Origin of the sequence: Allobosea sp. AK1 (assembly GCF_006714945.1) — a bacterium.
GTDB classification, from domain to species: domain Bacteria; phylum Pseudomonadota; class Alphaproteobacteria; order Rhizobiales; family Beijerinckiaceae; genus Allobosea; species Allobosea robiniae.
The window spans coordinates 1,046,954-1,069,751 of record NZ_VFMG01000001.1; the positions used below are offsets into that span (position 1 = coordinate 1,046,954).

The 22,798-nt window shown below is 67.8% G+C and carries 20 protein-coding genes; 10 read left to right on the forward strand and 10 right to left on the reverse strand.

The features are described from left to right. Positions 1–135 precede the first annotated feature (135 nt). The gene (locus tag FHT98_RS05420; RefSeq protein ID WP_142112944.1) at positions 136–1,674 is read left to right on the forward strand and encodes a lyase family protein; all 1,539 of its coding nucleotides are present in this window, start codon (positions 136–138) and stop codon (positions 1,672–1,674) included. A gap of 18 nt (positions 1,675–1,692) precedes the next feature. Here FHT98_RS05420 and FHT98_RS05425 read toward each other — a convergent pair whose 3' ends face one another. Beyond that, a complete protein-coding gene (locus tag FHT98_RS05425; RefSeq protein ID WP_142112946.1) occupies positions 1,693–2,202 on the reverse strand; it encodes an NUDIX domain-containing protein in 510 nt (169 codons plus the stop codon). Positions 2,203–2,534: 332 nt separating this feature from the next. Here FHT98_RS05425 and FHT98_RS05430 point away from each other — a divergent pair, with 332 nt between their 5' ends. Beyond that, positions 2,535–3,425, forward strand: coding sequence for a metallophosphoesterase family protein (locus tag FHT98_RS05430; protein WP_248309319.1), 891 nt, complete (start codon positions 2,535–2,537; stop codon positions 3,423–3,425). Between the two features lie 6 nt (positions 3,426–3,431). Here the strand turns inward: FHT98_RS05430 and FHT98_RS05435 are convergent, their stop codons facing one another. Beyond that, a complete protein-coding gene (locus FHT98_RS05435; protein ID WP_061970261.1) occupies positions 3,432–4,178 on the reverse strand; it encodes an SDR family oxidoreductase in 747 nt (248 codons plus the stop codon). Between the two features lie 103 nt (positions 4,179–4,281). Then, positions 4,282–6,090, reverse strand: coding sequence for an ABC-F family ATP-binding cassette domain-containing protein (locus FHT98_RS05440; RefSeq protein WP_142112950.1), 1,809 nt, complete (start codon positions 6,088–6,090; stop codon positions 4,282–4,284). 132 nt (positions 6,091–6,222) lie between these two features. Here FHT98_RS05440 and FHT98_RS05445 point away from each other — a divergent pair, with 132 nt between their 5' ends. Next, positions 6,223–6,561, forward strand: a complete 339-nt coding sequence (locus FHT98_RS05445) for a hypothetical protein (protein ID WP_061969543.1) — start codon at positions 6,223–6,225, stop codon at positions 6,559–6,561. A gap of 12 nt (positions 6,562–6,573) precedes the next feature. Here FHT98_RS05445 and FHT98_RS05450 read toward each other — a convergent pair whose 3' ends face one another. From FHT98_RS05450 to mdoH, 6 genes are all read right to left on the reverse strand, one after another. Continuing rightward, positions 6,574–7,620: an acyltransferase family protein gene (locus FHT98_RS05450; protein WP_248309148.1), complete on the reverse strand. Its 1,047-nt coding sequence runs from the start codon at positions 7,618–7,620 to the stop codon at positions 6,574–6,576. Positions 7,621–7,651: 31 nt separating this feature from the next. Continuing rightward, the gene (locus FHT98_RS05455) at positions 7,652–8,656 is read right to left on the reverse strand and encodes a glucokinase (protein WP_142112952.1); all 1,005 of its coding nucleotides are present in this window, start codon (positions 8,654–8,656) and stop codon (positions 7,652–7,654) included. Beyond that, positions 8,656–9,435, reverse strand: coding sequence for a 2-oxo-tetronate isomerase (gene otnI, locus FHT98_RS05460; RefSeq protein ID WP_142112954.1), 780 nt, complete (start codon positions 9,433–9,435; stop codon positions 8,656–8,658). The genes FHT98_RS05455 and otnI overlap by 1 nt, the downstream gene beginning before the upstream one ends. A gap of 201 nt (positions 9,436–9,636) precedes the next feature. Then, the gene (locus FHT98_RS05465) at positions 9,637–10,605 is read right to left on the reverse strand and encodes a hypothetical protein (RefSeq protein WP_142112956.1); all 969 of its coding nucleotides are present in this window, start codon (positions 10,603–10,605) and stop codon (positions 9,637–9,639) included. Positions 10,606–10,812: 207 nt separating this feature from the next. Continuing rightward, entirely contained in the window at positions 10,813–11,589 is a 777-nt protein-coding gene (locus FHT98_RS05470) for an FkbM family methyltransferase (RefSeq protein ID WP_142112958.1), read from the reverse strand. Next, positions 11,586–13,400 (reverse strand): glucans biosynthesis glucosyltransferase MdoH, encoded by a 1,815-nt coding sequence (gene mdoH, locus FHT98_RS05475; protein WP_248309149.1) that lies wholly within the window; start codon positions 13,398–13,400, stop codon positions 11,586–11,588. The genes FHT98_RS05470 and mdoH overlap by 4 nt, the downstream gene beginning before the upstream one ends. A gap of 54 nt (positions 13,401–13,454) precedes the next feature. Here mdoH and FHT98_RS05480 point away from each other — a divergent pair, with 54 nt between their 5' ends. Genes FHT98_RS05480 through FHT98_RS05495 form a run of 4 tightly spaced genes read left to right on the forward strand, consistent with a single transcriptional unit; the run spans position 13,455 to position 16,811 of the window. After that, positions 13,455–14,474, forward strand: a complete 1,020-nt coding sequence (locus FHT98_RS05480) for a zinc-dependent alcohol dehydrogenase (RefSeq protein WP_142112961.1) — start codon at positions 13,455–13,457, stop codon at positions 14,472–14,474. Positions 14,475–14,509: 35 nt separating this feature from the next. Beyond that, entirely contained in the window at positions 14,510–14,911 is a 402-nt protein-coding gene (locus tag FHT98_RS05485) for a 6-pyruvoyl trahydropterin synthase family protein (RefSeq protein WP_061969554.1), read from the forward strand. Further along, positions 14,908–15,972 (forward strand): glycosyltransferase family 4 protein, encoded by a 1,065-nt coding sequence (locus FHT98_RS05490; protein WP_142112963.1) that lies wholly within the window; start codon positions 14,908–14,910, stop codon positions 15,970–15,972. The genes FHT98_RS05485 and FHT98_RS05490 overlap by 4 nt, the downstream gene beginning before the upstream one ends. Then, complete coding sequence (locus FHT98_RS05495) at positions 15,972–16,811, forward strand: class I SAM-dependent methyltransferase (RefSeq protein WP_142112965.1); 840 nt, start codon at positions 15,972–15,974, stop codon at positions 16,809–16,811. The genes FHT98_RS05490 and FHT98_RS05495 overlap by 1 nt, the downstream gene beginning before the upstream one ends. A gap of 7 nt (positions 16,812–16,818) precedes the next feature. On the opposite strand, the gene FHT98_RS05500 is transcribed toward FHT98_RS05495, so the two are convergent. Next, the gene (locus tag FHT98_RS05500; protein WP_248309151.1) at positions 16,819–17,370 is read right to left on the reverse strand and encodes a cytochrome b; all 552 of its coding nucleotides are present in this window, start codon (positions 17,368–17,370) and stop codon (positions 16,819–16,821) included. Positions 17,371–17,635: 265 nt separating this feature from the next. Here FHT98_RS05500 and ribA point away from each other — a divergent pair, with 265 nt between their 5' ends. The 3 genes from ribA to FHT98_RS05515 all read left to right on the forward strand — a co-directional run bounded on the left by ribA (position 17,636) and on the right by FHT98_RS05515 (position 22,793). Then, positions 17,636–18,763, forward strand: coding sequence for a GTP cyclohydrolase II RibA (gene ribA / locus FHT98_RS05505; RefSeq protein WP_142112970.1), 1,128 nt, complete (start codon positions 17,636–17,638; stop codon positions 18,761–18,763). 31 nt (positions 18,764–18,794) lie between these two features. Continuing rightward, a complete protein-coding gene (locus tag FHT98_RS05510) occupies positions 18,795–21,158 on the forward strand; it encodes a glycosyltransferase family protein (RefSeq protein WP_248309152.1) in 2,364 nt (787 codons plus the stop codon). Positions 21,159–21,260: 102 nt separating this feature from the next. Beyond that, complete coding sequence (locus FHT98_RS05515) at positions 21,261–22,793, forward strand: MFS transporter (protein WP_142112973.1); 1,533 nt, start codon at positions 21,261–21,263, stop codon at positions 22,791–22,793. Positions 22,794–22,798: the final 5 nt, after the last annotated feature.

Below are 22,798 nucleotides of genomic sequence, written 5' to 3' on the forward strand. Positions count from 1 at the left end.
CCAGACGGCCCCCGCTTTGCGCTGGTCCTGCGATGGCTTGCCGGCCCCGCCGCTTTGGTCTCAACTCCAGTTTCAGGTGGGGAAACAGGGCCACAGACACCGAGAGCGCCATCGCCTTTCGGAACGGAGGAATCGATGCCCGGATTGAAACCGCTCGCCGCCGCCCTCCTTCTGACGGCGATCTCCCTGCCCGCCCACGCCCAGCAGACGGCACCACCGAAAGAACCCGTCCGGGACGAGTTCTTCTGGCTCGGCGAGATCAACAAGGCGAGCACGGTCATCAATTCGGAGCAGGGCCTGCTCGATCGGTCGCTGGCGCCGAAGCTGGCGAAAGGCATCGCCAAAGTGATCGAAGCCGGCGGCCAGCCCGGCGCCAAGCGCCCCTCGACCGTCATCACCTTCGAGCCCCTGATGATCAAGGAAGCCGGGGTCGAGGTCACGCTGATCCATGCCGGCCGCTCCAGCCAGGACATGCATGCGACCTACCGCGCCGCGATCATGCGCGACCGGCTCTTGTTGCTGGCCGACCAGCTCAACCGGGCGACACGGACCATGGTCGATCTCGCGGCGACGCATCGCGACACCGTCGTGCCCAACTACACCAACGGCGTCGCCGCCCAGCCCAACAGCTATGGCCATTATCTTCTGGGCCTCGCCGCCGGCCTCGACCGCGACGCACAGCGCATCCGCGAAACCTATGCCCGCGTCGACCTTTCGCCGATGGGTACGACCGTGCTCAACGGCACGAGCTGGCCGCTCGATCGCCAGCGCATGGCTGACTATCTCGGATTCGCCGGCCTCGTCGAGAACGCCTATGACGCCTCGCAGATCGCGGCTGCCGACCTGCCCGTGGAGGTCGGCGGCATCGTCACCGGCATTGCGCTGCATGTGGGCGGCTTCATCGAGGACGTGATGACGCAATATGCCCAGGCACGGCCCTGGATCCTGCTGCGCGAGGGCGGCGGCACGACCGGTGGCGGCAATACCTATGTCTCCAGCGCCATGCCGCAGAAACGCAATCCGGGCCTACTGAACGGCACCCGCGAGGACGCTTCGACCGCTCTGTCATTGGCGATGGGGCCGGTTTTCAGGGCACATAACATCCCGCCCGGCATGCCTGACGCAAAGGGTGCCAAGGTCAACAGCGCCATGACCGACAGCGCGACCAAGGCCCTGCAGGGGCTCGACCGCATCCTGAAGGCGCTCGCCATCGACCCGGAACGCGCGCTCGAAGAGCTCAACAGCGACTGGACCGCCTCCCAGGAACTCGCCGATGTGCTGATGCGGAAATACAAGCTGCCCTTCCGCGCCGGCCACCATTTCGCATCGGAGGTCGTGGACTACGCCAAGCTCAACAACATCAAACCGACCGAGTTTCCCTATGCCCAGGCGCAGGCGATCTACCGCAAGGCGGCGACCGAGATGGGGCTCGCCGCAGCCGAATTGCCGATGAGCGAGGCCGAGTTCCGCGCGACGCTCGACCCCGTCGCGATCATCAAGAACCGCGCCACATCCGGCGGCCCGCAGCCGGCGGAGATGGACCGGATGCTCGCCGAGGCGAAGCAACGCATCGACAGGCAGGATGCCTGGATCAAGGATCGGCGCGCGAAGATCGCAGCGGGCCTGGCGAAGCTCGACGCCGATTTCGGCACGCTGGCGAAAAACGCGAACTGAACGGCCGGGCAGCCAGGCTCACCATTCGATCGCAGGCGGCTGCCCGGAGATGATCTCCGCCAGCCGCCGCCGCGTTGCCGGCGTCGTACCGTTCGGCAGCCGGTCCAGCGGGAAGAAGCCGGCTTCCGCGATCTCGCGATCAGGCTGCTTGACGCGCTCGACCCGGAACCGGCGGAGCACATAGACGGCGACATGGTCGCGCCGCGAGATCCTGCGGTTGAAGAACAACCCGTGCAGGACCGGCCGCTCGATCGGGGCGATGCCTGCCTCCTCCGACAATTCGCGCTCCAGCGACAATTCCGCCGTCTCGCCGACCTCGACCCCGCCGCCCGGGAAATGCCAGCCGGGCACATAGGTGTGGCGGATCAGGAAGACCTCGCCGCGATCGTTCAGCACGACGCCGCGCACGCCGAAGGTCACGCCGCGCGCGAAGCGGAAATAGACATGCAGCAGGCGGGTCAGCAGGCGCTGCGCGAGTGTTCGCGGCCTGTCCGGATCGGCGGTGAGCTCGGGCGTCTCTGATTGCATCCGATCGATTCTCAAGGCTGAGTTAATTGTCTATGCAAAAACTGCATGACGGACCGTCAACCAGCTCAGTTGTTCCGCCACAAACGCGCCCCAAATGAGGCAGATATCGCAGTGCAACATCAGGACACCGAAATCATGCTTCTCTCTTTCATCATCGCCCGCCTCAAGGCCAAGCCGGCCTATGTCTGGAAGCCCGCCGTCACGCTGACCGATTCCCGCATCGTGTCGGAACTGACCGGCGCCGCCAACTGAGGCTTTCGGGCCCTTCCGCAGTCCAGGCGCGCCGTCGGCGCGCTTGACTGATGGCCTCCTGCGGGGGCAAGCGCTTGAGCGTGTTCAAGCTCGCGCATCTGTCCGACCCGCATCTCGGCCCGCTCGCCGGGTTTTCGCTGCATCAGCTCTTCGGCAAGCGCGCGACCGGTTACGTCAACTGGCGTCGCAAGCGCCGGCACGCCCATGACATGGGTATCCTGGCGCGGATCGTCGCCGATATCCACGCGCAGGCGCCCGATCACATCGCCTGCACCGGCGACGTCGCCCATATCGGCCTGCCCGACGAATTCAAGACCGCGATCGCCTTCCTCGATACGCTCGGCCCGCGCCAGACCGTCAGCTTCGTGCCCGGTAATCACGACGCCTATGCCCGCTCATCGCTGAAGCCCTTGGCCGGCCTGCTCGCGCCCTGGATCGCCGATGACGAGGGCAAGGCCGGCTATCCCTGGTATCGCCGCCGCGGACCGGTCGCCCTGATCGGCGTCAACAGCGGCGTTCCGACCCTGCCGCTGATGGCGACCGGCCGCGTCGGCAGCGAGCAGATCGCCCGCACCGCAGCGCTTCTGGACCGCGCCCGCGACGAAGACCTCATCCGCGTCGTGCTGATCCATCACCCGCCCTATGTCGGCGGCGCCAAGCGTGGTCGCGAGCTGGTCGATGCCGCCGCCTTCGAGGCGATGCTGAAGCGCAAGGGCGCCGATCTCGTCCTGCACGGCCATAACCACAGCTTCTCGCTGGCCTGGCGGCCGGGCGCCGATCGCGACGTGCCGATCATCGGCGTGCCCTCGGCCTCGATCGGCCCGCGCGGTCATGGCGAACTCGGCACCTGGCATCTCTTCCGCATCGAGGGCAACGCCAGGGAGCCGCGGATCACGCTGGAACAGCGCGGCTTCGAACCGGACGGCACCGTCATCCTTCGCCAGGAAATCGCTCTGACGAAGGGCGCCTGAAGGGTGTCAGACGCAGCGGCCGCCGTCGACCGCCAGCACCGAGCCCGTCACCATGTCGGCCTCGTCCGAGCACAGGAACAGCGCCGCGTTGGCGATGTCCTGCGGCGTCGAGAACCGGCCCCACGGGATCGAGGCCGTGAACTGCGCACGTCGCTCCGGCGTGTCCTCGCCCATGAAGGTGGCCAGCAGCGGCGTCTCGCCGGCGACGGGCGCGATCGCGTTGACGCGGATCTTGTCCGGCGCCAACTCGACCGCCATCGACTGCGAGATCAGGTTCGCGGCGCCCTTCGAGCCGTTGTACCAGGTCAGGCCCGGGCGCGGGCGGACACCGGCCGTCGAGCCGATGTTCAGGATCACGCCACCGCCATGCTGCCGGAAATGCGGCACGGTCGCACGCGCCATCAGATAGATCGACTTCACGTTGACCGCGAAGATCCGGTCGAACTCCTCCTCCGTCACCTCGGTCATCGGCTTGTTGCGATGGGTGGTGCCGGCATTGTTCACGACGATGTCGAGCCGCCCGACCTTGGCGAGGATCTTCTCGACCGCCTTGTCGACGCTCTTGGCCTTGCCGACGTCGCAGGTCACGGCGAAAGCCTTGCGGCCGATCGCCCTGGCGGCCTCCTTGGCCTTGTCGCCGTTGATGTCCAGCACCGCAACGCGCGCGCCTTCACGCACGAAAGTTTCCGCGATGCCGAAGCCGAACCCCTGCGCCGCGCCGGTCACCAGCGCCGTCTTGCCCTTGAGTCTCATGGTCATTCCCTGTGGTCTTGATGCCACGATGTTTGAAACGATTGAGAGCGGCCGTAAATGCGCTTTTGTGCGCGGGCGGGTGCGGAAATCGGATGACGGGGCCTTACGCCCCGATCTCCTCGCGCAGCATCTCCAGCTCCAGCCAGCGTTCCTCGGCGTCGCCGATCTCGCGCGCGACCTCTTCGAGCCGCGCCGTCGCCTTGGCGAAGAGCTTCGGATCGCGCGTGTAGAGATCGCCGGCTACGGCAGCATTGAGCTTCGCGGCCTCCGCCTGCAGCGCCTCGACCTTCTTCGGCAGCGTCTCCAGCGCATGCTTCTCGTTGAAGGAGAGCTTGCGCTTGGAGGCGGAAGTGGCCGGTGATGACGCAGCCTTGGCAGCGGCAGGCGCCGCCTTCTCGACCGACCGGGCCTTGGCGCCGACGCCGCGCCCACGCTGCGCCAGCATGTCGGAATAGCCGCCGGCGAACTCGGTCCAGACGCCGTCGCCGTCCGAGATCAGCACGGAGGATACGACCCGGTCGATGAAGTCGCGGTCATGGCTGACCAGCAGCACCGTGCCTTGGTAGTCAGCCAGCAGTTCCTGCAGCAGGTCGAGCGTCTCGAGGTCGAGGTCGTTGGTCGGCTCGTCGAGCACCAGCAGGTTCGAGGGCTTCGCCAGCGCCCGCGCCAGCATCAAACGCCCGCGCTCGCCGCCGGACAGGGCCCCGACCGGCGTGCCGCGCTGGATCGGCTGGAACAGGAAGTCTTTCATATAGGCGATCACATGGCGTGGCTGGCCGCCGACCATGACCTGATCCGAGCCGCCCCCGGTCAGCGCATCGCCGAGCGGCGTCGCCGGGTCGAGGCTCTCGCGACGCTGGTCCAGCGTCACCATCTCCAGCGCCGTGCCGAGCTTCACCGTGCCGTTATCGGGCGCCAGCGCCCCGGTCAGCAGGTTGATCAATGTGGTCTTGCCGGCGCCGTTCGGCCCGACGATGCCGATCCGGTCGCCGCGCGCGACGCGCAGGGACAGGTTCTTGATCACGACATTATCGCCATAGGCCTTGGCGACGTCGATCGCCTCGATGACGAGCTTGCCGGAGGTCTGCGCCTCGCTCGCCTCCAGCCGGACGTTACCCTGCGCGGCCCGCGCCGTGCGGCGCTGGTCGCGCAGCGAATGGAGCTCGCCGAGACGGCGCTGGTTGCGCGTGCGCCGGGCACTGACGCCGTAACGCAGCCAGTCCTCCTCTCGGGCGATCTTGCGGTCGAGCTTGTGGCGATCGAGCTCCTCCTGCGCCAGCACCTCGTCGCGCCAGGCCTCGAAATCCCCAAAACCCTTATCCATCCGCCGCGTCACGCCGCGGTCGAGCCAGATCGTCGCGCGCGAGAGCGAGGTCAGGAAGCGTCGGTCATGGCTGATCAGCACCATGGCCGAGCGCAGCGATTTCAGCTCCTGCTCCAGCCATTCGATGACCGGCAGGTCGAGATGGTTGGTCGGCTCGTCCAGCAGCAGGATATCGGGCTCCGGCGCCAGCACCCGTGCCAGCGCCGTCCGGCGCGATTCGCCGCCGGACATGGTGGCGGGGTCCTCCTCGCCGGTCAGGCCGAGTTCCGTGATGAGGTATTGCGCGCGATAGGCGTCATCGCCCGGCCCGAGCCCCGCCTCGACATAGGCGAGCGAGGTCCTGTAGCCGGTGAAATCCGGCTCCTGCGGCAGATAGCGGATGGTCGAGCCCGGCTGGACGAAGCGCTCGGCATGATCGGGGTCGACGAGCCCCGCCGCGATCTTCAGCAGCGTCGACTTGCCCGAGCCGTTGCGGCCGACCAGGCAGACGCGTTCGCCCGCCGAAACCGCGATCTCGGCGGCTTCGAGCAGCGGCTGTCCGCCGAAGGTGAGCGCGACGTCGCGCAGATGCAGCAAGGGGGCCATGATCCGTCCTGTGTTCGGCCTGCGGGATAGACCGCCACCGCCGCCCTGTCACGCCCGCAAGTCTGGCACGGCCCTTGCCAGCCCTGTTCCGCCCCTTATCGTGATCGGGATTGAGGCCTGATGAGTCCAAGAGCGATGCCCAGCGAACGCCCGATCGGGATCGGCCATAATGGCGGCCCGCCGCTGAAGGAGCGCAAGCGCCGCGCTGCCGCCGGCTCCGGCACTATCGGCCGCTATTTCGACTGGCGCTTCGCCCATCGCAAGGCCTGGAAGAAGCCGCGCGAGATCGCGCTCAGGCGCGAGGAGAAGGCCTCGGCGTTGGGCCTTACCTATGAGGAATATTCGCTGGAGGTCATGGAGCGCGGCTATTTCCCGCAGCCCGAGCATGTCGCGACGATCAAGTCGAAGCGAGCCCAGCGCCGCAAGGATGGCGGCGTGGTCGGCCAGTCCTTGAAGGGCATGAAGCTGAGCTGAGGCTCAGCCGCCTCAACTTCCGAGCCAGCGCCGGGCCAGCCGCGTCGCCGGCTTCTCGAAGAAACGGTAGAGCAGGAGCGCTGCAATCACCGAACCGGCGAGCGCCAGCGCGATATAGAGCGTCGGTGAATGCAAACCGAGCCGCAGCACAACCTCGCGCATCCCCCGGATCACGAAGGGATGGACGAGATACAGCGCGTAAGAGGCGTCACCCACCGCGGCCAAGGCCTTCACCGGCCGCAGCGGCACGATGCCCTCGCGGCCGCAGCCGGCGGCGAGCATCAGCAGGACAGCTGCCCCTCCGCGCCAAAACACGCTGCTCCAGGGTCCGTCCGCGCCCGGAACATGGGCAGCCGCGACCAATAATGCGGCACCGGCTATCGCAACGGCGATGCGCAACGCCCCGTGCAATCGCAAGCCTTTTTGCCGGAGGACTGCAATCCCCATCCCCGCCGCGAATTCGAGCACGATCGGCTGGCCCCAGAAGCCGAAGGGCAGCGAGAGTGGCCCGTTCAGGCTCTCGGCTGCGACCAAAAGCGCCAGAGCGAGCGTGATGGCCGGCAAGGTCCAGCGCCGCGGCAGCGTCAGGCCGGTGGCGAACAGGGCGTAGAACAGCATCTCGTAGTTCAGCGTCCAGCCCAGCGAATAGACCGGCTGGACGAAGCCTTGAGTCGAGACCACCGGCCAGAACAGGTAGGAGCCGAGAACCTGCCCAAGGCTCGGCACGCCGGAATTGAGCACAGCGGGAACCGCCAGCCCGACCAGCAGGAACAGCGTCGTGACCGCCCAGTAGAGCGGCACGATGCGCGCCAGTCGGCGCTTCAGGAACAGGCGCGAGGCGCCGTCGCGACCGAACAGGTCCTGCGAGGCATGGACCATGATGAAGCCGGAGACGACGAAGAAGATGTCGACGCCCGCCATCCAGGGCAGGAGATCGCTGCGCGTGAAGCTCAGGCCCGCGCGCGCGGCCACCACGGCGGCATCCGGCTGGACATGGTGGATCGCGACCATGAAGGCCGCGAGCGCGCGCAGGACCTGGATCGAATGGATGGGCTGCACGCGGACCTATGCGACGTGGTGAGAAGGCCGCTCAGCCAAACCACAGCCGCTTGGGATCGTCGAGCCCGAAGCGATGGAGATTCGCGGCAATCGCCGCCAGTCCCTGCTCGGCCGCATCGGTCGCGGTGATGACATGCAGGGCAAAACGTTCCGCCAGATCCTCCATCGGCGGCTTGCCGGCGAAGGCTGCGCGAATCGCCGTCTTGTCCGCGAGCGGCAAGAGATGCGGTGCGATACCCCCGGCGATGTAGACGCCGCCCGTCGCCTTGAAGACCAGAGCGAGATCGCCGGCGACCCGCGCCAGCAGACGCCAGAAGCAGACCACCGCCATCAGCGCCGCCGGATCGCCGTCATGGGCGAGGCGGGAAACATCCGCCGCACTGACCTCCGCCTCCAGCATGCCGGAGGTCCGGGCCACCGCCTTGTGCAGGCGTACCAACCCGTCGCCGCTGAGGAGATGCTCGACCGTCAGGCGCGGGATGCCTTCGCTCAGCGCCGGCCAGATCTTCTGCTCGGTCTGGTCCTCCGGGCCGATACCGATATGGCCGGATTCAGTCGGGATCAGCACGCCGCGCTCGCCCCGCATCAGAAGCGCCGCGGCGCCGAAACCGGTGCCCGGCCCGAGCACCAGTTTCACGCCTTCAGGCTCGGGATCGCCCTCGACCAGTGTGGTGAGATCACTGGGCCTCAGCACCGCGAGCGAGGCCGAGAGCGCCTCGAAATCATTGACCATCAGGCCCTGGCTCAGGCCAAGAGCGCCCGCGATCCGCGGCCCATCGAGATGCCAGACGGCATTGGTCAATTGCGCCTGCCGGCCATCGAGCGGGCCGGCGACGGCGATCACCGCCGAACGCGGCTTCTCCGGCACGTCGGCGAGCACGGCAGCAAAGGCGGCTTCCGCCGTCGGGTAGCTGCCCGTGCCGATCCGCGCCAGCGGCCGGTGCGCGCAGTCAGCATCGGTCACCAGCGACAGCCGGCAGTTCGTGCCGCCGATATCGGCGACCAGCACCGGATAGGAGATCGACGGCGGGCGCATCAGAGCGGCTTCCGCCAGGGCGCGAACCAGCCGAGCCCTTCGAGCGTGCCGGCCTCCGGCCGGTACTCGCAGCCGACGAAGCCGTCATAGCCGAGGCCGTCGAGTTCATTGAAGAGCGTCGGGTAATCCGGCCCCGAGGCATCTGGCTCATGGCGGCCATTGGCGCGGGCGATCTGGACATGGCCGACGAGCGGATAGAGCGCCTTCAGCTTCGCCGAGACGTCGCCGTGGATCAGTTCGCAATGATACATGTCGAATTGCAATCGGACATTCGGCCGGCCGGATTCGCGGACGTAAGCCGCCGCCTGGTCGAAATCGTTGAGGAAATAACCCGGCATGTCCTTGCCGTTGATCGGCTCCAGCAGGAGATCGATGCCCTGCTCGCCGAGCTTGTCGGCGGCATAGGCGAGCGAGGCCCGATAGGTCTTCTGCGCGACGGGATCGTTGGGATCGGCGAGCCCTGCCATCATGTGCAGGCGCTTGACCCCGGTCTCGTGGACATAGGACAGCGCCGTATCGACCGAAGCCCGGAACTCGTCCTCGCGCCCGGCCAGTGCCGCGATGCCACGCTCGCCCTTGCCGAAATCGCCGGGCGGCAGGTTGTAGAGCGCTTGCGTCAGCTCCCCGCCGGCCAATGCCAGTCCGACCTGCTCGGGCGTATGCTCGTAGGGGAACAGGAACTCCACCGCCTCGAACCCTGCCTCGGCAGCCGCCTTGAAGCGATCGAGGAACTCCCATTCGGTGAACATCATCGACAGGTTGGCGGCAAAACGCGGCATGAGGCTCTCTGCAGGCTGGGCACGGATCGGTCGGCGCAGGTTAGACCGATGCGCCCGCCGCGTCATGACCAAACGCGGCAGGGAGGGAATGCGTTCCGCTGCGGCCGCATTCCGCGTCATGCTCGGGCTTGACCCGAGCATCTCGAAAACCAGTCCTCACTGGTCATGAGGTTCTCGGAGCAAGCCCGAGAGTGACGGCGCTTAAGGCTTCGGCGGCGGGTTCGGATCGCTGGAAAAACGCCGGAACACCATGTCGGGCGAAGAGGTGTTGTGGCGCGAATGCGTCGTGCGCCCCATCCAGATATCGGTCGCCTTACCGCCGGGATAGGACATCAGTGCCTCCTCGCGCCAGCCCTTGGCGCCCGGCTCGCGCAGCGCGATGCGGGCGACGTCGTTGTTGAACTCGGTGACATACATCGAGCGCAGCGCGACGAAGCCCTTGCCACCGGTCACCGGCTGGTCGAGCACGGCATCGAGCACCATCCGGTTCTCGTCGACGCTGTCGAGCTTGAGACTACCGGACGAACCGTCTTTGAAACTCAGCTTGAAGGTCAGCGTCTTCGGATCGAACGCGATCTCCTTGATGTTCACCACCGGGCGCCCGTCCTGCTCGATCGGCCCGAACAGGAAGGAGGAGCCGTAGGAGGAGAAGCCGAGATGCTCCGGCGGCAGCGGCCTGGCCCGCCAGTTGCCGTCCTGCGGATAAACGACGAGCACCTCGTGGGACTTGTCCTTGCCGAGCTTCCAGAGCTGGACGAGATGCAGGCCCTTCTCGACGCGGTCACCGACGCGGAAGGTCGTCTCCGCCGGGCGCCAGAAGCTCGGGAAGGTGTAGCCGACCAGCCAGTAATCGATCGATTCCCAGAACGTGACGCGGCGTGGCGGCGTCGGCGATGCGAAGGACGGATCGCCCTTCATGTCGCAATTCGTCCAGTCGGCATCCCAGTTGTCGCGCACCAGGCCGGCGACATAAGCCGGATGCGCCGCTACGATCTGGAAGCGCCGAACCTCGGGCGAGATCGCCTTGATCGTGACGTTGTCCTTCTCGGCGCAGAGCACCGGCTCGGATTCGTTCTTCACCTCGACGGCGATATCGCCCGCTGCCCGCGCAACCGTCAGCGAGGCGAGAAGAGCGACCGAAACGGCGAGCGGGCGAAGAAAACGAGTCATGGCGATCCCTGGTGACGGTTTCCGAAACAGCCTGATCGCGGCCGGATGAACCTGGGCTGACCGGGCTGGACAGGAACCGGGCCATGGTTGGCTGCGACCCGGCGGGCTTCGGGTTCTCCGGCAACGGCCGGGAAGCAGCATCGTTCCGCTCGACGACAGCGAGCGATGACGGCTCGAACGCCCGTCCGGATGCCTTTCGAAGCGCCTTCAGGCCGTCAGGATGGCGTAGACATCGCCCGAACTGGCCGCGCCCGGCAGGCCGCGCAGGAAATCGCCCATCGCCTCGGCGCTCGCGGGCTCGCCGAGTTCGAGCATCTGGCTCTCGCCGATCGCGACATTGAAGCGATAGGGGCCGAGTGTTTCCAGCAGGACGAGACAGGCCTCGGCAACCTCGCGCCGCATCGTCGTGAATTCGAAGGAGATCACCGGCACCGCCTTGGTCAGCCCCGCCAGCACATGCGCCTCGAAGCCTTCGACATCGATCTTGAGCAGCTTCGGCAGGCCGTAGCGCAGGATCAATCGGTCGAGCGTGGTGCAGGGCACCGCGATCTCGTGATCCCAGGCCTGCTCTTCCGAAGGCGCCTGCTCTTCCGGGCCACGCACGCTGGCAGGCGCGCCGATGAAGGCGGCCGAGGCCGTCGAGACAGCCGGGTTCCGGCTGTTGATCCGGAGCACGATCGAGCCCTCGTGATCGCCGCAGGCCGCCTCGACCAGCGTCACCAGCGGATCGCGCCGATGGATCAGGCGGATGACGCGGGCCGCGCCCGGTTGCGGCTCGAGTGCGACGACGCGCGCACCCAGGCGGCGGAAGGACGAGACCCGGTCGCCGACATGAGCGCCGACGTCGAAGGCAAGATCGCCCGGCCCCAGGAATGCCCCGTAGAGCCGGTCCATCGCCGCATGGCGTTGCTTGTCGCCGTGATAGATGCGCAAGGAGCGCGAGAGCGCCTTCACCGTCCCCTTCGTATAGGTGACGGCGTTCATGCCGCCTCCCCGTCGCGGATCGCGACCAGAACCGGCGGCAGGTCGAAATCCTCCGGGATGCCGCAGAGCCCGCGTCGCGCCAGCCAGGCGCCGCAACCGGGCGACGCGGTCAGCATGGCGAAAGGAATCGCCAGCACATAGCCAGCTGTCAGCGGCAGCGACCAGACCAGAACCGCCGGCGCCATCACGCCGAGCGTGGCGAACAGATAGGCCCCGAACAGCAGGTGCGGCCACAGGCCGGCGAAGGCCGTCGCGAAGGACAGGGCATGGACGTCGCGGGCCTGCCCGTTCCAGCCGATCCTCGCTCGCCCGAAGGCAAGCCCGGCCATGAACAGCGTCGTCCGGAAGCTCGACACCGCGCCCTGCAGGAAGGCGAAGACGAGTTCGATCGCAGCCGAGGCCAGGAAGCGCGCCCGGCCGCCGTAACGCGCAGCGCCGCCCGGCGTGAGCAGGATGTCAGCGAAGCCCGCCAGCTTCGGCGAGAGGTACATCGCCAGGAACAGGAGATAGAGCCCGCCGGCAAGCACGGCCGGATAATCGGCGATCGCCCGATCCTCGAACACCTTCAGCGGCAGGAGCGCGATCATCAGCGTCCAGGCCGGCAGGCCGAGGAACATCAGGATCGCCCAGATCAGCTGGAACCGGCTCATCGGCTTGAGGCCGGCCAGGTCGAGCAACTTGAGATATTGCAGGTTGCCGAGGCACCAGCGCAGGTCGCGCTTGGCGAAGTCGAGCATGGTCGGCGGGTTCTCCTCCCAGCTTCCGCCTTCGACCGGGAGCACGCGCACCTCGTAACCGGCCCGGCGCATCAGCACGGCCTCGACCTGGTCATGGCTCATCACCGCTCCGCCCAGCGGCGGCCCGCCCGGCAGCACCGGGAGATGACAGTGATGGCGGAACGGTGCGATCCGCACCAGGGCGTTGTGCCCCCAGAACGGCCCGCAATCGCCGGCCCACCAGGCCGAGCCCATCGTATAGGGCCGCATGCCGTGGCGCATGCCGAACTGGAAGATGCGGGCGAAGGCGGAGCGACTGGGCATGCCGACCACGAGGCTTTGCAGGATTCCGAGCTTCGGATGCGCTTGCATCATCCGGGCCATGCGCAGGATCGCCTCGCCCGCCATCACGCTGTCAGCGTCGAGTGGCAGCATCAATTCGTAGCGCTCGCCCCAGCGCTCGCAGAAATCGCGGAGGTTGCCGGCCTTGAATCCGGCATTGTCGCTGCGGCGGCGATAGGTCAGGCGCGCCGGCTCGCCGATCTCGCGCGCCCAGGCTTCGGCCAGCCTTTCCTCGGCCGCGGCGACAGCGGGGTCGTTGGTATCCGACAGCACGAAATAATCGAACCAGACGCCCTCGCCCGTCGCATCCAGGCTGTCCTTGACGGCCTTGAGCCGACGGAAGGCGCGCGCCGGGTCTTCATTGCGCAACGTCATCAGGACGGCGGTCCGCAAGGTCAGCGGCGTCGCCTGCCCTCCGGCTGCGAAAAAGGGCGCGACGTCGGCAAGCCCATCCGCCTTGCGGTGCAGGAGCCAGAGCCCGATCGCGGCATTCCAGAAGCCGAGCACGGTCCAGGGCGCACCGAACAGGAAGGCGACGAAGATCGCCACGTCGGCCGGGGTCCAGCCTCCGGCCCCAAGTACCCCCGCAAGCCCGGCGGCCAGCAGGGCGAGCGTCACGAGATTCAAGGCGAGGACGAGGAACCGCCGGCGGCGCAGCGCGGTTTCCGCCTGCAGCCCGGCCGGGGTCAGGCCGCTCGGCCCGGCCTCTTGCATCGCCCGCCGGAACGTGGTCGGAGCGGGACGCTGGTTCATGGCGGTCTCTGTCATGGTAGGCAGACAGGCTCGGACGGACGGGATCGGACGCGAATGGCGCGGGAGCTAAAGCCTGCAACCTCGATTGACGCAAGGGCAAAGGCTCTTGCGCTTTGGTATACGGCACCCCGTGAATGCAACCTGAATGAGATTGCCTTGCCCGCTCCCGGGCCGGAGGACTGCCTCGTCACGACGCTGTGGAGCGGCGTCAGCCGCGGCACCGAGCGGCTGGTTTGCGAAGGCCGCGTGCCCCGCTCCGAGCATGAACGCATGCGGGCCCCGTTCCAGCAGGGCGACTTCCCGTTTCCCGTCAAATACGGCTATTGCGCCGTCGGCCGCGTCGATGCCGGCCCGCCCGACATGCTGGGCCGCATCGTCTTCTGCCTTCATCCCCATCAGGACCGCTTCGTCGCCCCGCGCGGCAGCCTGGTCCCGGTGCCGGACACGGTTCCGGCCCGGCGCGCCATCCTCGCCGCCAACATGGAAACGGCACTGAACGCCCATTGGGATGCCGCCTCCGGTCCCGCTGACAGGATCGTGATCGTCGGTGGCGGCGTGCTGGGCCTGCTCGTCGCCTGGCTGGCCGCCCGGCTGCCGGGATCCGAGGTCACGCTCGTCGATGTCGAGCCGCGCCGCGCCGCGCTCGCCGGCGCTCTCGGCTTCGACTTCGCATTGCCCGACGCAGCACCTGTCGATGCCGATATCGTCTTCCATGCCAGCGCCACGGCGACAGGGCTCGCGACCGCCATCGCGTCCGCCGGCACAGAGGCACGGGTCGTCGAACTGAGCTGGTATGGCGAAGGCGCCGTCCCCGCCGCGCTCGGCGGAGCCTTCCATGCCCGCCGGCTCCAGCTCTTCTCCTCGCAGGTCGGCCTGGTCTCGGCCTCGCGGCGCCCACGTTGGGACTATGCCCGCCGGTCGCAGGCCGCGATGGCATTGCTCGCCGACGACCGGCTCGATGCATTGATCACCGACGAGATCGCCTTCCGCGACCTAGCCGAGCGCCTGCCCGGCCTGCTCGCGCCCGGCGCCGCTGGCCTGACAGCCGCGATTTGCTATGAAACGCGCGCCTGACCGCGCCGCCTGAAACCCAATCCCCGGGAGATCGCATGTTTTCCGTCGAAGTCCGCGACCGCATCATGATCGGCCATTCCCTGCCCGATCCCTTCTTCGGTCCGGCGCAGAACATGCACGGCGCCACCTTCGTGGTCGATGTCGCCTTCTTCAGGGAATCTCTGAACAGGCAGAACGTCGTCGTCGATATCGGCGCGGCGCTCGACACCCTCGCCGAGACGCTGAAGCCACTGAAGTATCAGAACCTCGACGCGCTCCCGCAATTCGCGGGCGTGCTGACCACCACCGAATTCCTCTGCAAGCACATCTTCGACGCCATGGCCGCGGCGGCGAAGGCCGGCGCGCTCGGCGCGGATGGCGCAGGGCTGAGCAAGATTCGCGTGACCCTGCACGAGACCGATCTCGCCCGCGCCAGCTACGAGGGCGCGCTCGCGTGAGCGCCATCGTCTTCGCCATCCCCGGCGATATCGATGCACCGACAGGCGGCTACGGCTATGATCGGCGCTTGCTGCGCGAATGGCGCGAAGCCGGCGTCGAGGCCCGCCATCTCGCCCTGCCCGGTTCCTTTCCCCTCCCGACGGCCGAAGACCTTGGAGCGACAGAACAGCTCCTCGCCACTGCCGCCCCCGGCGACATCCTGCTGATCGACGGCCTCGCCTTCGGTGCGTTCCCCGAAGCGCTCGCGGCCCGCTTCGCGGATCGGCTTGTCGCACTGGTGCACCACCCGCTGGCGCTGGAAGCCGGACTCAGCCCGGAGACGGCGGAGAGGCTGCGACGAAGCGAAATGCTGGCCCTGCGCCATGCACGCGCCGTCGTCGTCACCGGCCCAGCGACGAAACTTACTCTGACGGCGGAATTCGGCGTCCCCGCCGATACCATCGCGGTCGCGATCCCCGGCGCCGATCCGGCACCAAGAGCCAAGGGCTCCGAACGCGGCGAAGCGCTCCACATGCTCGCCGTCGGCTCGCTCATTCCGCGAAAGGGCTACGGCATCCTCGTCGATGCGCTGGCAGCGATCGCGGATCGGCCCTGGACTCTGACCATCGCCGGCTCGCCCGATCATGCCCCCGCAGCCGCAGCGGCACTGCGCGACGATGTCGCCCGCGCCGGATTGGCGGAACGCATCCTGTTGACCGGTAGCGTCGGAGCCGAAAGGCTCGCCCAGGTCTATGACGAAGCCGATCTTTTCGTGATGCCATCGCTCTACGAAGGCTACGGCATGGTGCTGACCGAGGCACTCGCCCGCGGCCTTCCGATCGTCACCACGCTGAGCGGGGCCGGCGCCGAAGCCCTGCCCGATGCCGCCGCCCTCAAGGTGCAGCCAGGTGACGCTGTGGCACTTGCCAAGGCGCTCGCGAGGCTGATTGATGCGCCGGCAGAGCGTCGGCAGCGTGCCGATGCCGCGTGGGCCGCTGCCGGCGATCTGCCGCGGTGGGACGAAACCGCGCGCATCGTCGCGCAGGCTTGCCTGCGCGAGGGCGGCCGAAAGGTGGGGTAATGGCTGGTTTCTCTCCGGAATGGCTCGCATTGCGCGAGCCTGTCGATCACGCGGCGCGCAATCCGCAGGTTCTCGCCGCGGTCGGTGGCTATTTCGCTGAGAAGGCCTCGCTCTCGGTGCTCGATCTCGGCTGCGGCGCCGGGTCGAACCTGCGCGCGACCTACGCCGCCCTGCCCGACCGCCAGCACTGGACGCTGGTCGATCACGACGCCGAACTCCTCGCCTTCGCCCGCCAGCGCCTCACCGACTGGGCCGACGAGGCGCGCGAGCAGGGTGAGGAACTCGTGCTCGCCAAGGACGGCAAGGCGATCACGGTCGACACCCGCAAGGTCGACCTGAACAAGGATCTCGAATGGGTGCTGGGCTGGCAGCCCGATCTGGTCACCGCCGCCGCCCTCTTCGACCTCGCCTCGAAGCGCTGGATCGAACGCTTCGTCGCTGCGCTGGCCAGCCAGCACCTGCCGCTTTACGCCGTGCTCACCCATGACGGCCGCGAAACCTGGCAGCCGGAGCATCCGGCCGATTCCGGCATCCATGCCGCTTTCACCGACCATCAGCACGGCGACAAGGGCTTTGGCCCTGCGGCCGGCCCGGATGCCTGCGAGATCATGGCGGAAGCTTTCCGCAAATCGGGCTTCGCGATCTCGAGCGGCGACAGCAACTGGCAACTCGATGCGAAATATCGGCCGTTGCGGGAAGCGCTGGCGGAAGGCATCGCCGCAGCGGCCGGCGAAACCGGCCGCCTCGATCCGAAGACGGTAGCGGATTGGCTCGCGGCGCGCCGCGAGGCGCAGTCGGCGATGATCGGCCATCAGGATTTCTGGGCCCGGCCGATCTAGAGCCGCCTTACCTCACCCAAGGCAGCATGCGCCGCATCACGCCGTCCTTGAGGATCAGGCGGTGATGCAGCGCAGCGCCGATATGCATCAGCGCGAGCGCCCCGGTCGCCAGCGCGAGCTTGCCATGAATGTCGAGCACGCGCTTGGCCGCCTCTTCGTTCGGTCTCGCCAGCGCCGGCAGGTCGAACAGGTCGAAGATCGTCAGCGCCGGAAACAGCGAAACCCCGATCCAGCCGAGCAGCGGCACGACGAGCAGCAGGCCGTAGAGCAGCCAATGCACCAGATGCGAGGCCGCCTTCTGCCACCAGGCCAGCGTCGGCTCGTCCGGCGGCGCGCCATGCAGCAGGCGGTAGGCGAGCCGTCCGGCCATCAGCCATAGCAGCAGGAAGCCGGTGAGCTTGTGCGCGCTGTAGAGGCCGTTCGTCAGCCCGTCCCAGATGTTCAGCACGTTGCCGCGATAGCTCATGGTCAGGCCAACCGGGATCATCAGGAAGACGGCCGCCACCGTGATCCAGTGCAGCGTCCGGGCAATCGGGCTGTACGTGCGGGTTATCGGCATCTCGTCTTGCATCGGAAAGCCCCTGACCCGCTGCCGGAACGGCATTCATCCCATATTCAAGCGGTTGCGCCCATAGGACGGCGATGCGCTCCGGAGGTTCCCACTTTCGCTTGCCGACGGACGCGGCCTGACGTGGTTTTGATCGTGGAACCCGCACCATGCCGGCCACGTTGCTGGCAGAGTGCACTGCGAAGCCCTATATCGATACCGATGGTGCCCTGGATGCCCCTCGGCCGGTCGCCGGCCCAATCTGACGGACTTTTCGATGCCTGAGTCGCGTACGCTCTTCGGCCCATCCCTCCAGACGGATCTCGTGAAGGTCGAACGGGCGATTGCCGAGTTTCGTGCCGGCCGGCCGGTCCTGCTCCGCGAGGGCGAGCGGTTCGCGCTGGCCCTTTCCGCCGAGCTCGCCGACGCCGACCTCGCCCGCAGCTTCGACACGCTGGCGCAGGGTCGCGGCCATCTCGTGCTGAGCGCCGCACGCCTGCGCCGTCTCGGTGCCAAAGGGCGGCTCGAGACCGGCATTTTCGCGCTGCCGACGATCGACACCGACCGCATCGAGACGCTTGCGCTCAAGATCGACGGCCGCATGGATGCGCCGGTCGCGCCAGCCTCCGCCCTCGACGAGGCCGCGCTCGAGCTTTCGCGTCTTTCGCTGGTGCTGCCGGCGGTAATCCTCGTACCCGTGAGTGTCGAAGCGGTCGCCGGCGAACCGCTCGTCGAGGTCGAGGTCGCGGCCGTGAACGGCTACCGCGCCGAGCGGGCGGCGACGCTGAAGGTCGTCGGCCGCGCGCCGGTGCCGTTGGAAGGCGCTACCGATACCGAATTCGTCGTCTTCCGCGGCGGCGAGGGCCTGCGCGACCAGGTCGCGATCATCGTCGGCAAGCCCGATCTTTCGGCCGCCGTGCCGGTCCGTCTGCACTCGGCCTGCCTGACCGGGGACCTGTTCGGCTCGCTGAAATGCGATTGCGGCGACCAGCTCCGCGAGACCGTGCAGTGGATGGCGGAGAACGGCGGCGGCATCCTGCTCTATCTCGACCAGGAAGGCCGCGGCAACGGCATCTCCAACAAGATGCGCGCCTACAAGCTGCAGAGCCAGGGCTGGGACACCTACGACGCCGACGAGGTCCTCGGCTTCGATCTCGACCAGCGCCATTTCGATTTCGCCGCGACGATGCTGAAGCAGCTCGGCGTTTCCAGCGTGGTGGCGCTGACCAACAACCCGCAGAAGATCGGCGCGATCGAGGCGGCAGGGCTTGAAGTTGCCGCGACCCAGCGCGTGCTCGGGCGGCCGAATGCCCATAACGTCCGCTATCTCGCCTCCAAGCGCGACCGTGCCGGCCATTTCATCGACATGGACGCGCTGATGGCGCGCGCCGCCCCGACGGATTGACCGCGCTCCCGTTTGCGATCAGGCCTGGCTGATGCCCGAGCCCGAACACGCCTTGCCCGAGAGCCCCGTGCGCTGGCCGCTCGCCAACGTCTGCGCGATCGTGTTCGTTGCCTGGCTCGCCCTGTCCTGGCCCTGGCTGTCGGGCACTCTCACCATTCCCTGGGACGCCAAGGCGCATTTCCATCCGCAGCTCCAGTTTCTTGCCGATGCCTGGCACAAGGGCCTCTCGCCGTTCTGGACGCCCTATGTCTTTTCCGGCTCGCCGCAGGTCGCCGATCCGCAATCCCTGATCTTCTCGCCATCCTTCGCGTTGATAGCCTTGCTGAACCCGGCTCCGGATTTCCGCTGGAGCGACGGCGCCGTCCTCGGCACGCTGCTGCTCGGCGCCTTGTCGATCGTCCTGATCTTCCGGGATCGCGGCTGGCATCCGGCCGGCGCTGTCGTCGCGGCGCTTGCCTTCGCCTTCGGCGCGGCGGCAGCCTGGCGCATCCAACATGTCGGGCAGGTGCTCAGCCTGGGCTATTTCGCGGTCACGCTCTTCCTGCTCTCGCGCGCGCTGGAGCGTGGCTCGATCGGCTATGGCTTCGCTGCCGGCATCGTCTCGGGCTTCATGGTTCTGGGGCGCGACCAGGTCGCCTTACTCGGGGTCTATGTGCTCGCCGGCCTCGTCATTGCCGCGATCCTGATGGCGCAGAGCCCGTGGCGCGCCTTCCGTGCGAGCCTGCCACCGCTCATCGCCGGCACGCTCGGCGCCGTCCTGGTCGCGACGATCCCGATCCTGCTGACCGCCTTCATCGCGCAGGAATCGAACCGCCCCGTCATCGATTTCGTCGAGGCCGGCAAGGGCTCGCTGCACCCGGCCGCCCTGCTGACGGGGCTCTTCGCCAATCTCTACGGTGCAGCCGGGCCGCTCGCCGATTTCTGGGGCGCGCCGAGCCCGGCCTGGGAGGCGCGCTTCGGGCCGCTCAGCCTCTTCCTCGCCCGCAATATGAGCCAGCTCTATCTCGGCTTGCTGCCGATGGGGCTGATCCTCACGGTGGGCCTCGTCCGCGGTGCGCTCTGGCGGCGCGAGATCGTTCCGCTCACCATCGCGGCGCTGATCGTCCTGCTCTTCGCGCTCGGCCGTTACACGCCGGCCTTCCGCGTGCTGTTCGAACTGCCCGGCATCAGCTTCTACCGCCGCCCGGCCGATGCGCTCTTCATCCTCGGTGCCTTGCTCGCGTTGCTCGGCGGCTACCTGACCCATCTCGTCATGACCGGCACTGCCCCCAAGGCGCGGCCGTGGCAGATCGCCCTCGAAGCGCTGATCTTCATCGGCGCGCTCGCGCTCGCCATCTGGCTCGCCTGGACGGTCGGGCGCATTCCGGTCGCGACCATCTCGCTCGTCATCGCGGCGCTGTGCGGCATGCTCTCGCTCGGCGGCCTCGTTGCAGCGCGCGGATTTGCCAAACGAGGGTCCGTACTCGCGGCGACCCTGGTTCTCGCCGCGACGCTGACCATCGACCTCGCGGTCAACAACGGCCCGAGCGAATCCACCGCCCTGCCCGCAAAGATGTACGACGTGCTGCGCAAGGACAGCAGCAACGACACCATCGCCCTGCTGAAACGCGAGACGGCCCGCACCGCCGCCCCCGACCGGCGCGACCGCATCGAGCTCGCGGGCATCGATTTCCACTGGCCGAATGCCAGCCTCGTCCACGACCTCGACAACACGCTGGGCTACAACCCGCTGCGCCTCGGCCTCTACACCAAGGCGACCGGCGCCGGCGACCATGTCGCCCTGCCCGATCAGCGCACTTTCTCGCCGTTGATGCCGGGCTACCGCTCGCAGCTTGCCGACATGCTCGGCCTGCGCTTCATCGCGACGGGCGTCCCCGTCGAGCAGATCGACAAGCGCCTGAAACCCGGCGACCTCAGGCAGATTGCCCGCACCAAGGACGCCTTCGTCTACGAGAATCCGCGCGCCCTGCCGCGCGTGCTGCTGGTGACCGATGCCCGGAAGGCGGATTTCGATGCGATCCTCAAGACCGGCGCGTGGCCTGAAGGTTTCGACCCGCGCCGCACCGTCCTCCTCGACCGCGATCCGCCGCCGCTCCCGACCGGCCCCCTCGGTCCCGACAGCGTCGCGATCCGCGACTACGGCACCACGACCGTGACGCTGGCGGCCGAGACGGCGCGCGGCGGCTATCTCGTGCTCAACGATGTCTGGCACCATTGGTGGCAAGTCGAGATCGACGGAAAGCCAGCCGAATTGCTCCGGGCCAATGTGCTGTTCCGGGCCGTCGTCGTGCCGCCCGGCAAGTCGACGGTGCGCTTCGTCTTCCGCCCCCTGGACGGCCTCTGGCAGGATATCGTCGCGCATCTGCGCAAGCCCCCGGCAACCCAGCCGGGATAACAGCCGGCCGCGGCCGACAGGCAAAAAATCGCCTCTCCTGCCAATTTCCGCCGCGCTGTCATGTCAGAGAGCCCGGCCTGACAGCGAACCTGCGAGACAACCATGACGGCCGCGCCCGCTTCGACCCAAGGCGAGACGAAGGCGACGCGGCGCGAATGGCTCGGCCTGATCGCGATCGCCCTGCCCTGCATGATCTATTCGATGGATCTGACGGTGCTGAACCTCGCAGTGCCGACGCTGACGCGCGAACTGAAGCCGAGCGCCAGCCAGCTCCTCTGGATCATCGACATCTACGGTTTCATGGTCGCCGGCTTCCTGATGACCATGGGCACGCTGGGAGACCGCATCGGCCGCCGCCGTCTGCTGATGATCGGCGCTGCGTTCTTCGGCGTGGCCTCGACGGTCGCCGCCTTCTCGAACAGCGCGGAGATGCTGATCGCGATGCGCGCCGTGCTCGGCATCGCCGGCGCGACGCTGGCGCCCTCGACGCTCTCGCTGATCACCGTGATGTTCACGAACGAGAAGGAGCGCACCTTCGCGATCTCGATGTGGATCGCCAGCTTCTCGGCCGGCGCCATCATCGGCCCTGTCGTGGGCGGCTTCCTGATCGAATATTTCTGGTGGGGCTCGGTCTTCCTGATCGCCGTGCCGCCGATGCTGCTCCTGCTCGCGATCGGCCCCATCCTGCTGCCGGAATATCGCGCGCCGCGTGCGGGGCGCCTCGATATCCCGAGCGCGCTGCTCTCGCTCGCGGCCGTGCTGGCGCTCGTCTACGGCATCAAGCACTGGGCAGCCGACGGCTTCGACTGGCTGGCCGCCGTGGCGATCCTCGTCGGCCTCGCCTTCGTGCTGATCTTCATCCGGCGGCAGAAGCGGCTCGCCGACCCGATGGTCGACCTCGCCATGTTCCGCATACCGGCCTTCCGCGCGGCGCTGACGATCAACCTCGCCAGCATCCTCTTCATGTTCGGCAGCTTCATCTTCCTGGCACAGTATTTTCAGCTCGTTGCCGGGTTGACGCCGCTGCAGGCCGGACTCTGGTCGCTGCCCTCGGCGGTCGCCTTCACGCTCGCCTCTTTCGTGACGCCCGCCCTTGTCGGGCGTTACAAGCCGGCAGCGCTGATGGCCGGCGGTATGGCGGTCTCGGCACTGGGCTTCGTCTGGCTCGTCTTCGCACCGAGCCTGATCCAGATCGTCGCGGCTTCGGTCGTGTTCTCGATCGGCTTCACGCCGGTGATCACGCTGACGACCGGCATCGTCGTCGGCTCGGCCCCGCCCGAGCGCACCGGCGCGGCCTCGGCCATGTCGGAAACCTCGGCCGAACTCGGAGGCGCGCTCGGCATCGCGGTTCTCGGCAGCCTCGGCGCCGCGCTCTATCGCAGCCGCATGGCGGATATCGCCGTGTCCGGCGTCAGTACGGATGCGCTCGCTCCGGCACGCTCGACCCTGGGCGGCGCGCTGGCGCTGGCCTCGGGGCTCTCGCCCGATCAGGCCGGGCCGATGCTGGCGCGCGCCAGCGACGCCTTCATGGTCGGCTTCCGGGCGGCGGCCGTGCTCTCGATCATCGGCATGCTGTTCTGCATCGCCGTCACCCTGACGACCTTGCGCGACGCCCGTGCCGGCGACGCGCACTGACGTCG

Coding starts and splice junctions, on each gene's coding strand:
- FHT98_RS05420 (WP_142112944.1), top strand. CDS start 136: ATGCCCGGATTGAAACCGCTCGCCGCCGCCCTCCTTCTGACGGCGATC.
- FHT98_RS05425 (WP_142112946.1), bottom strand. CDS start 2,202: ATGCAATCAGAGACGCCCGAGCTCACCGCCGATCCGGACAGGCCGCGA.
- FHT98_RS05435 (WP_061970261.1), bottom strand. CDS start 4,178: ATGAGACTCAAGGGCAAGACGGCGCTGGTGACCGGCGCGGCGCAGGGG.
- FHT98_RS05445 (WP_061969543.1), top strand. CDS start 6,223: ATGCCCAGCGAACGCCCGATCGGGATCGGCCATAATGGCGGCCCGCCG.
- FHT98_RS05455 (WP_142112952.1), bottom strand. CDS start 8,656: ATGCGCCCGCCGTCGATCTCCTATCCGGTGCTGGTCGCCGATATCGGC.
- otnI (WP_142112954.1), bottom strand. CDS start 9,435: ATGCCGCGTTTTGCCGCCAACCTGTCGATGATGTTCACCGAATGGGAG.
- FHT98_RS05465 (WP_142112956.1), bottom strand. CDS start 10,605: ATGACTCGTTTTCTTCGCCCGCTCGCCGTTTCGGTCGCTCTTCTCGCC.
- FHT98_RS05470 (WP_142112958.1), bottom strand. CDS start 11,589: ATGAACGCCGTCACCTATACGAAGGGGACGGTGAAGGCGCTCTCGCGC.
- mdoH (WP_248309149.1), bottom strand. CDS start 13,400: ATGAACCAGCGTCCCGCTCCGACCACGTTCCGGCGGGCGATGCAAGAG.
- FHT98_RS05480 (WP_142112961.1), top strand. CDS start 13,455: ATGGCGCGGGAGCTAAAGCCTGCAACCTCGATTGACGCAAGGGCAAAG.
- FHT98_RS05485 (WP_061969554.1), top strand. CDS start 14,510: ATGTTTTCCGTCGAAGTCCGCGACCGCATCATGATCGGCCATTCCCTG.
- FHT98_RS05495 (WP_142112965.1), top strand. CDS start 15,972: ATGGCTGGTTTCTCTCCGGAATGGCTCGCATTGCGCGAGCCTGTCGAT.
- FHT98_RS05500 (WP_248309151.1), bottom strand. CDS start 17,370: ATGCCGATAACCCGCACGTACAGCCCGATTGCCCGGACGCTGCACTGG.
- ribA (WP_142112970.1), top strand. CDS start 17,636: ATGCCTGAGTCGCGTACGCTCTTCGGCCCATCCCTCCAGACGGATCTC.
- FHT98_RS05510 (WP_248309152.1), top strand. CDS start 18,795: ATGCCCGAGCCCGAACACGCCTTGCCCGAGAGCCCCGTGCGCTGGCCG.
- FHT98_RS05515 (WP_142112973.1), top strand. CDS start 21,261: ATGACGGCCGCGCCCGCTTCGACCCAAGGCGAGACGAAGGCGACGCGG.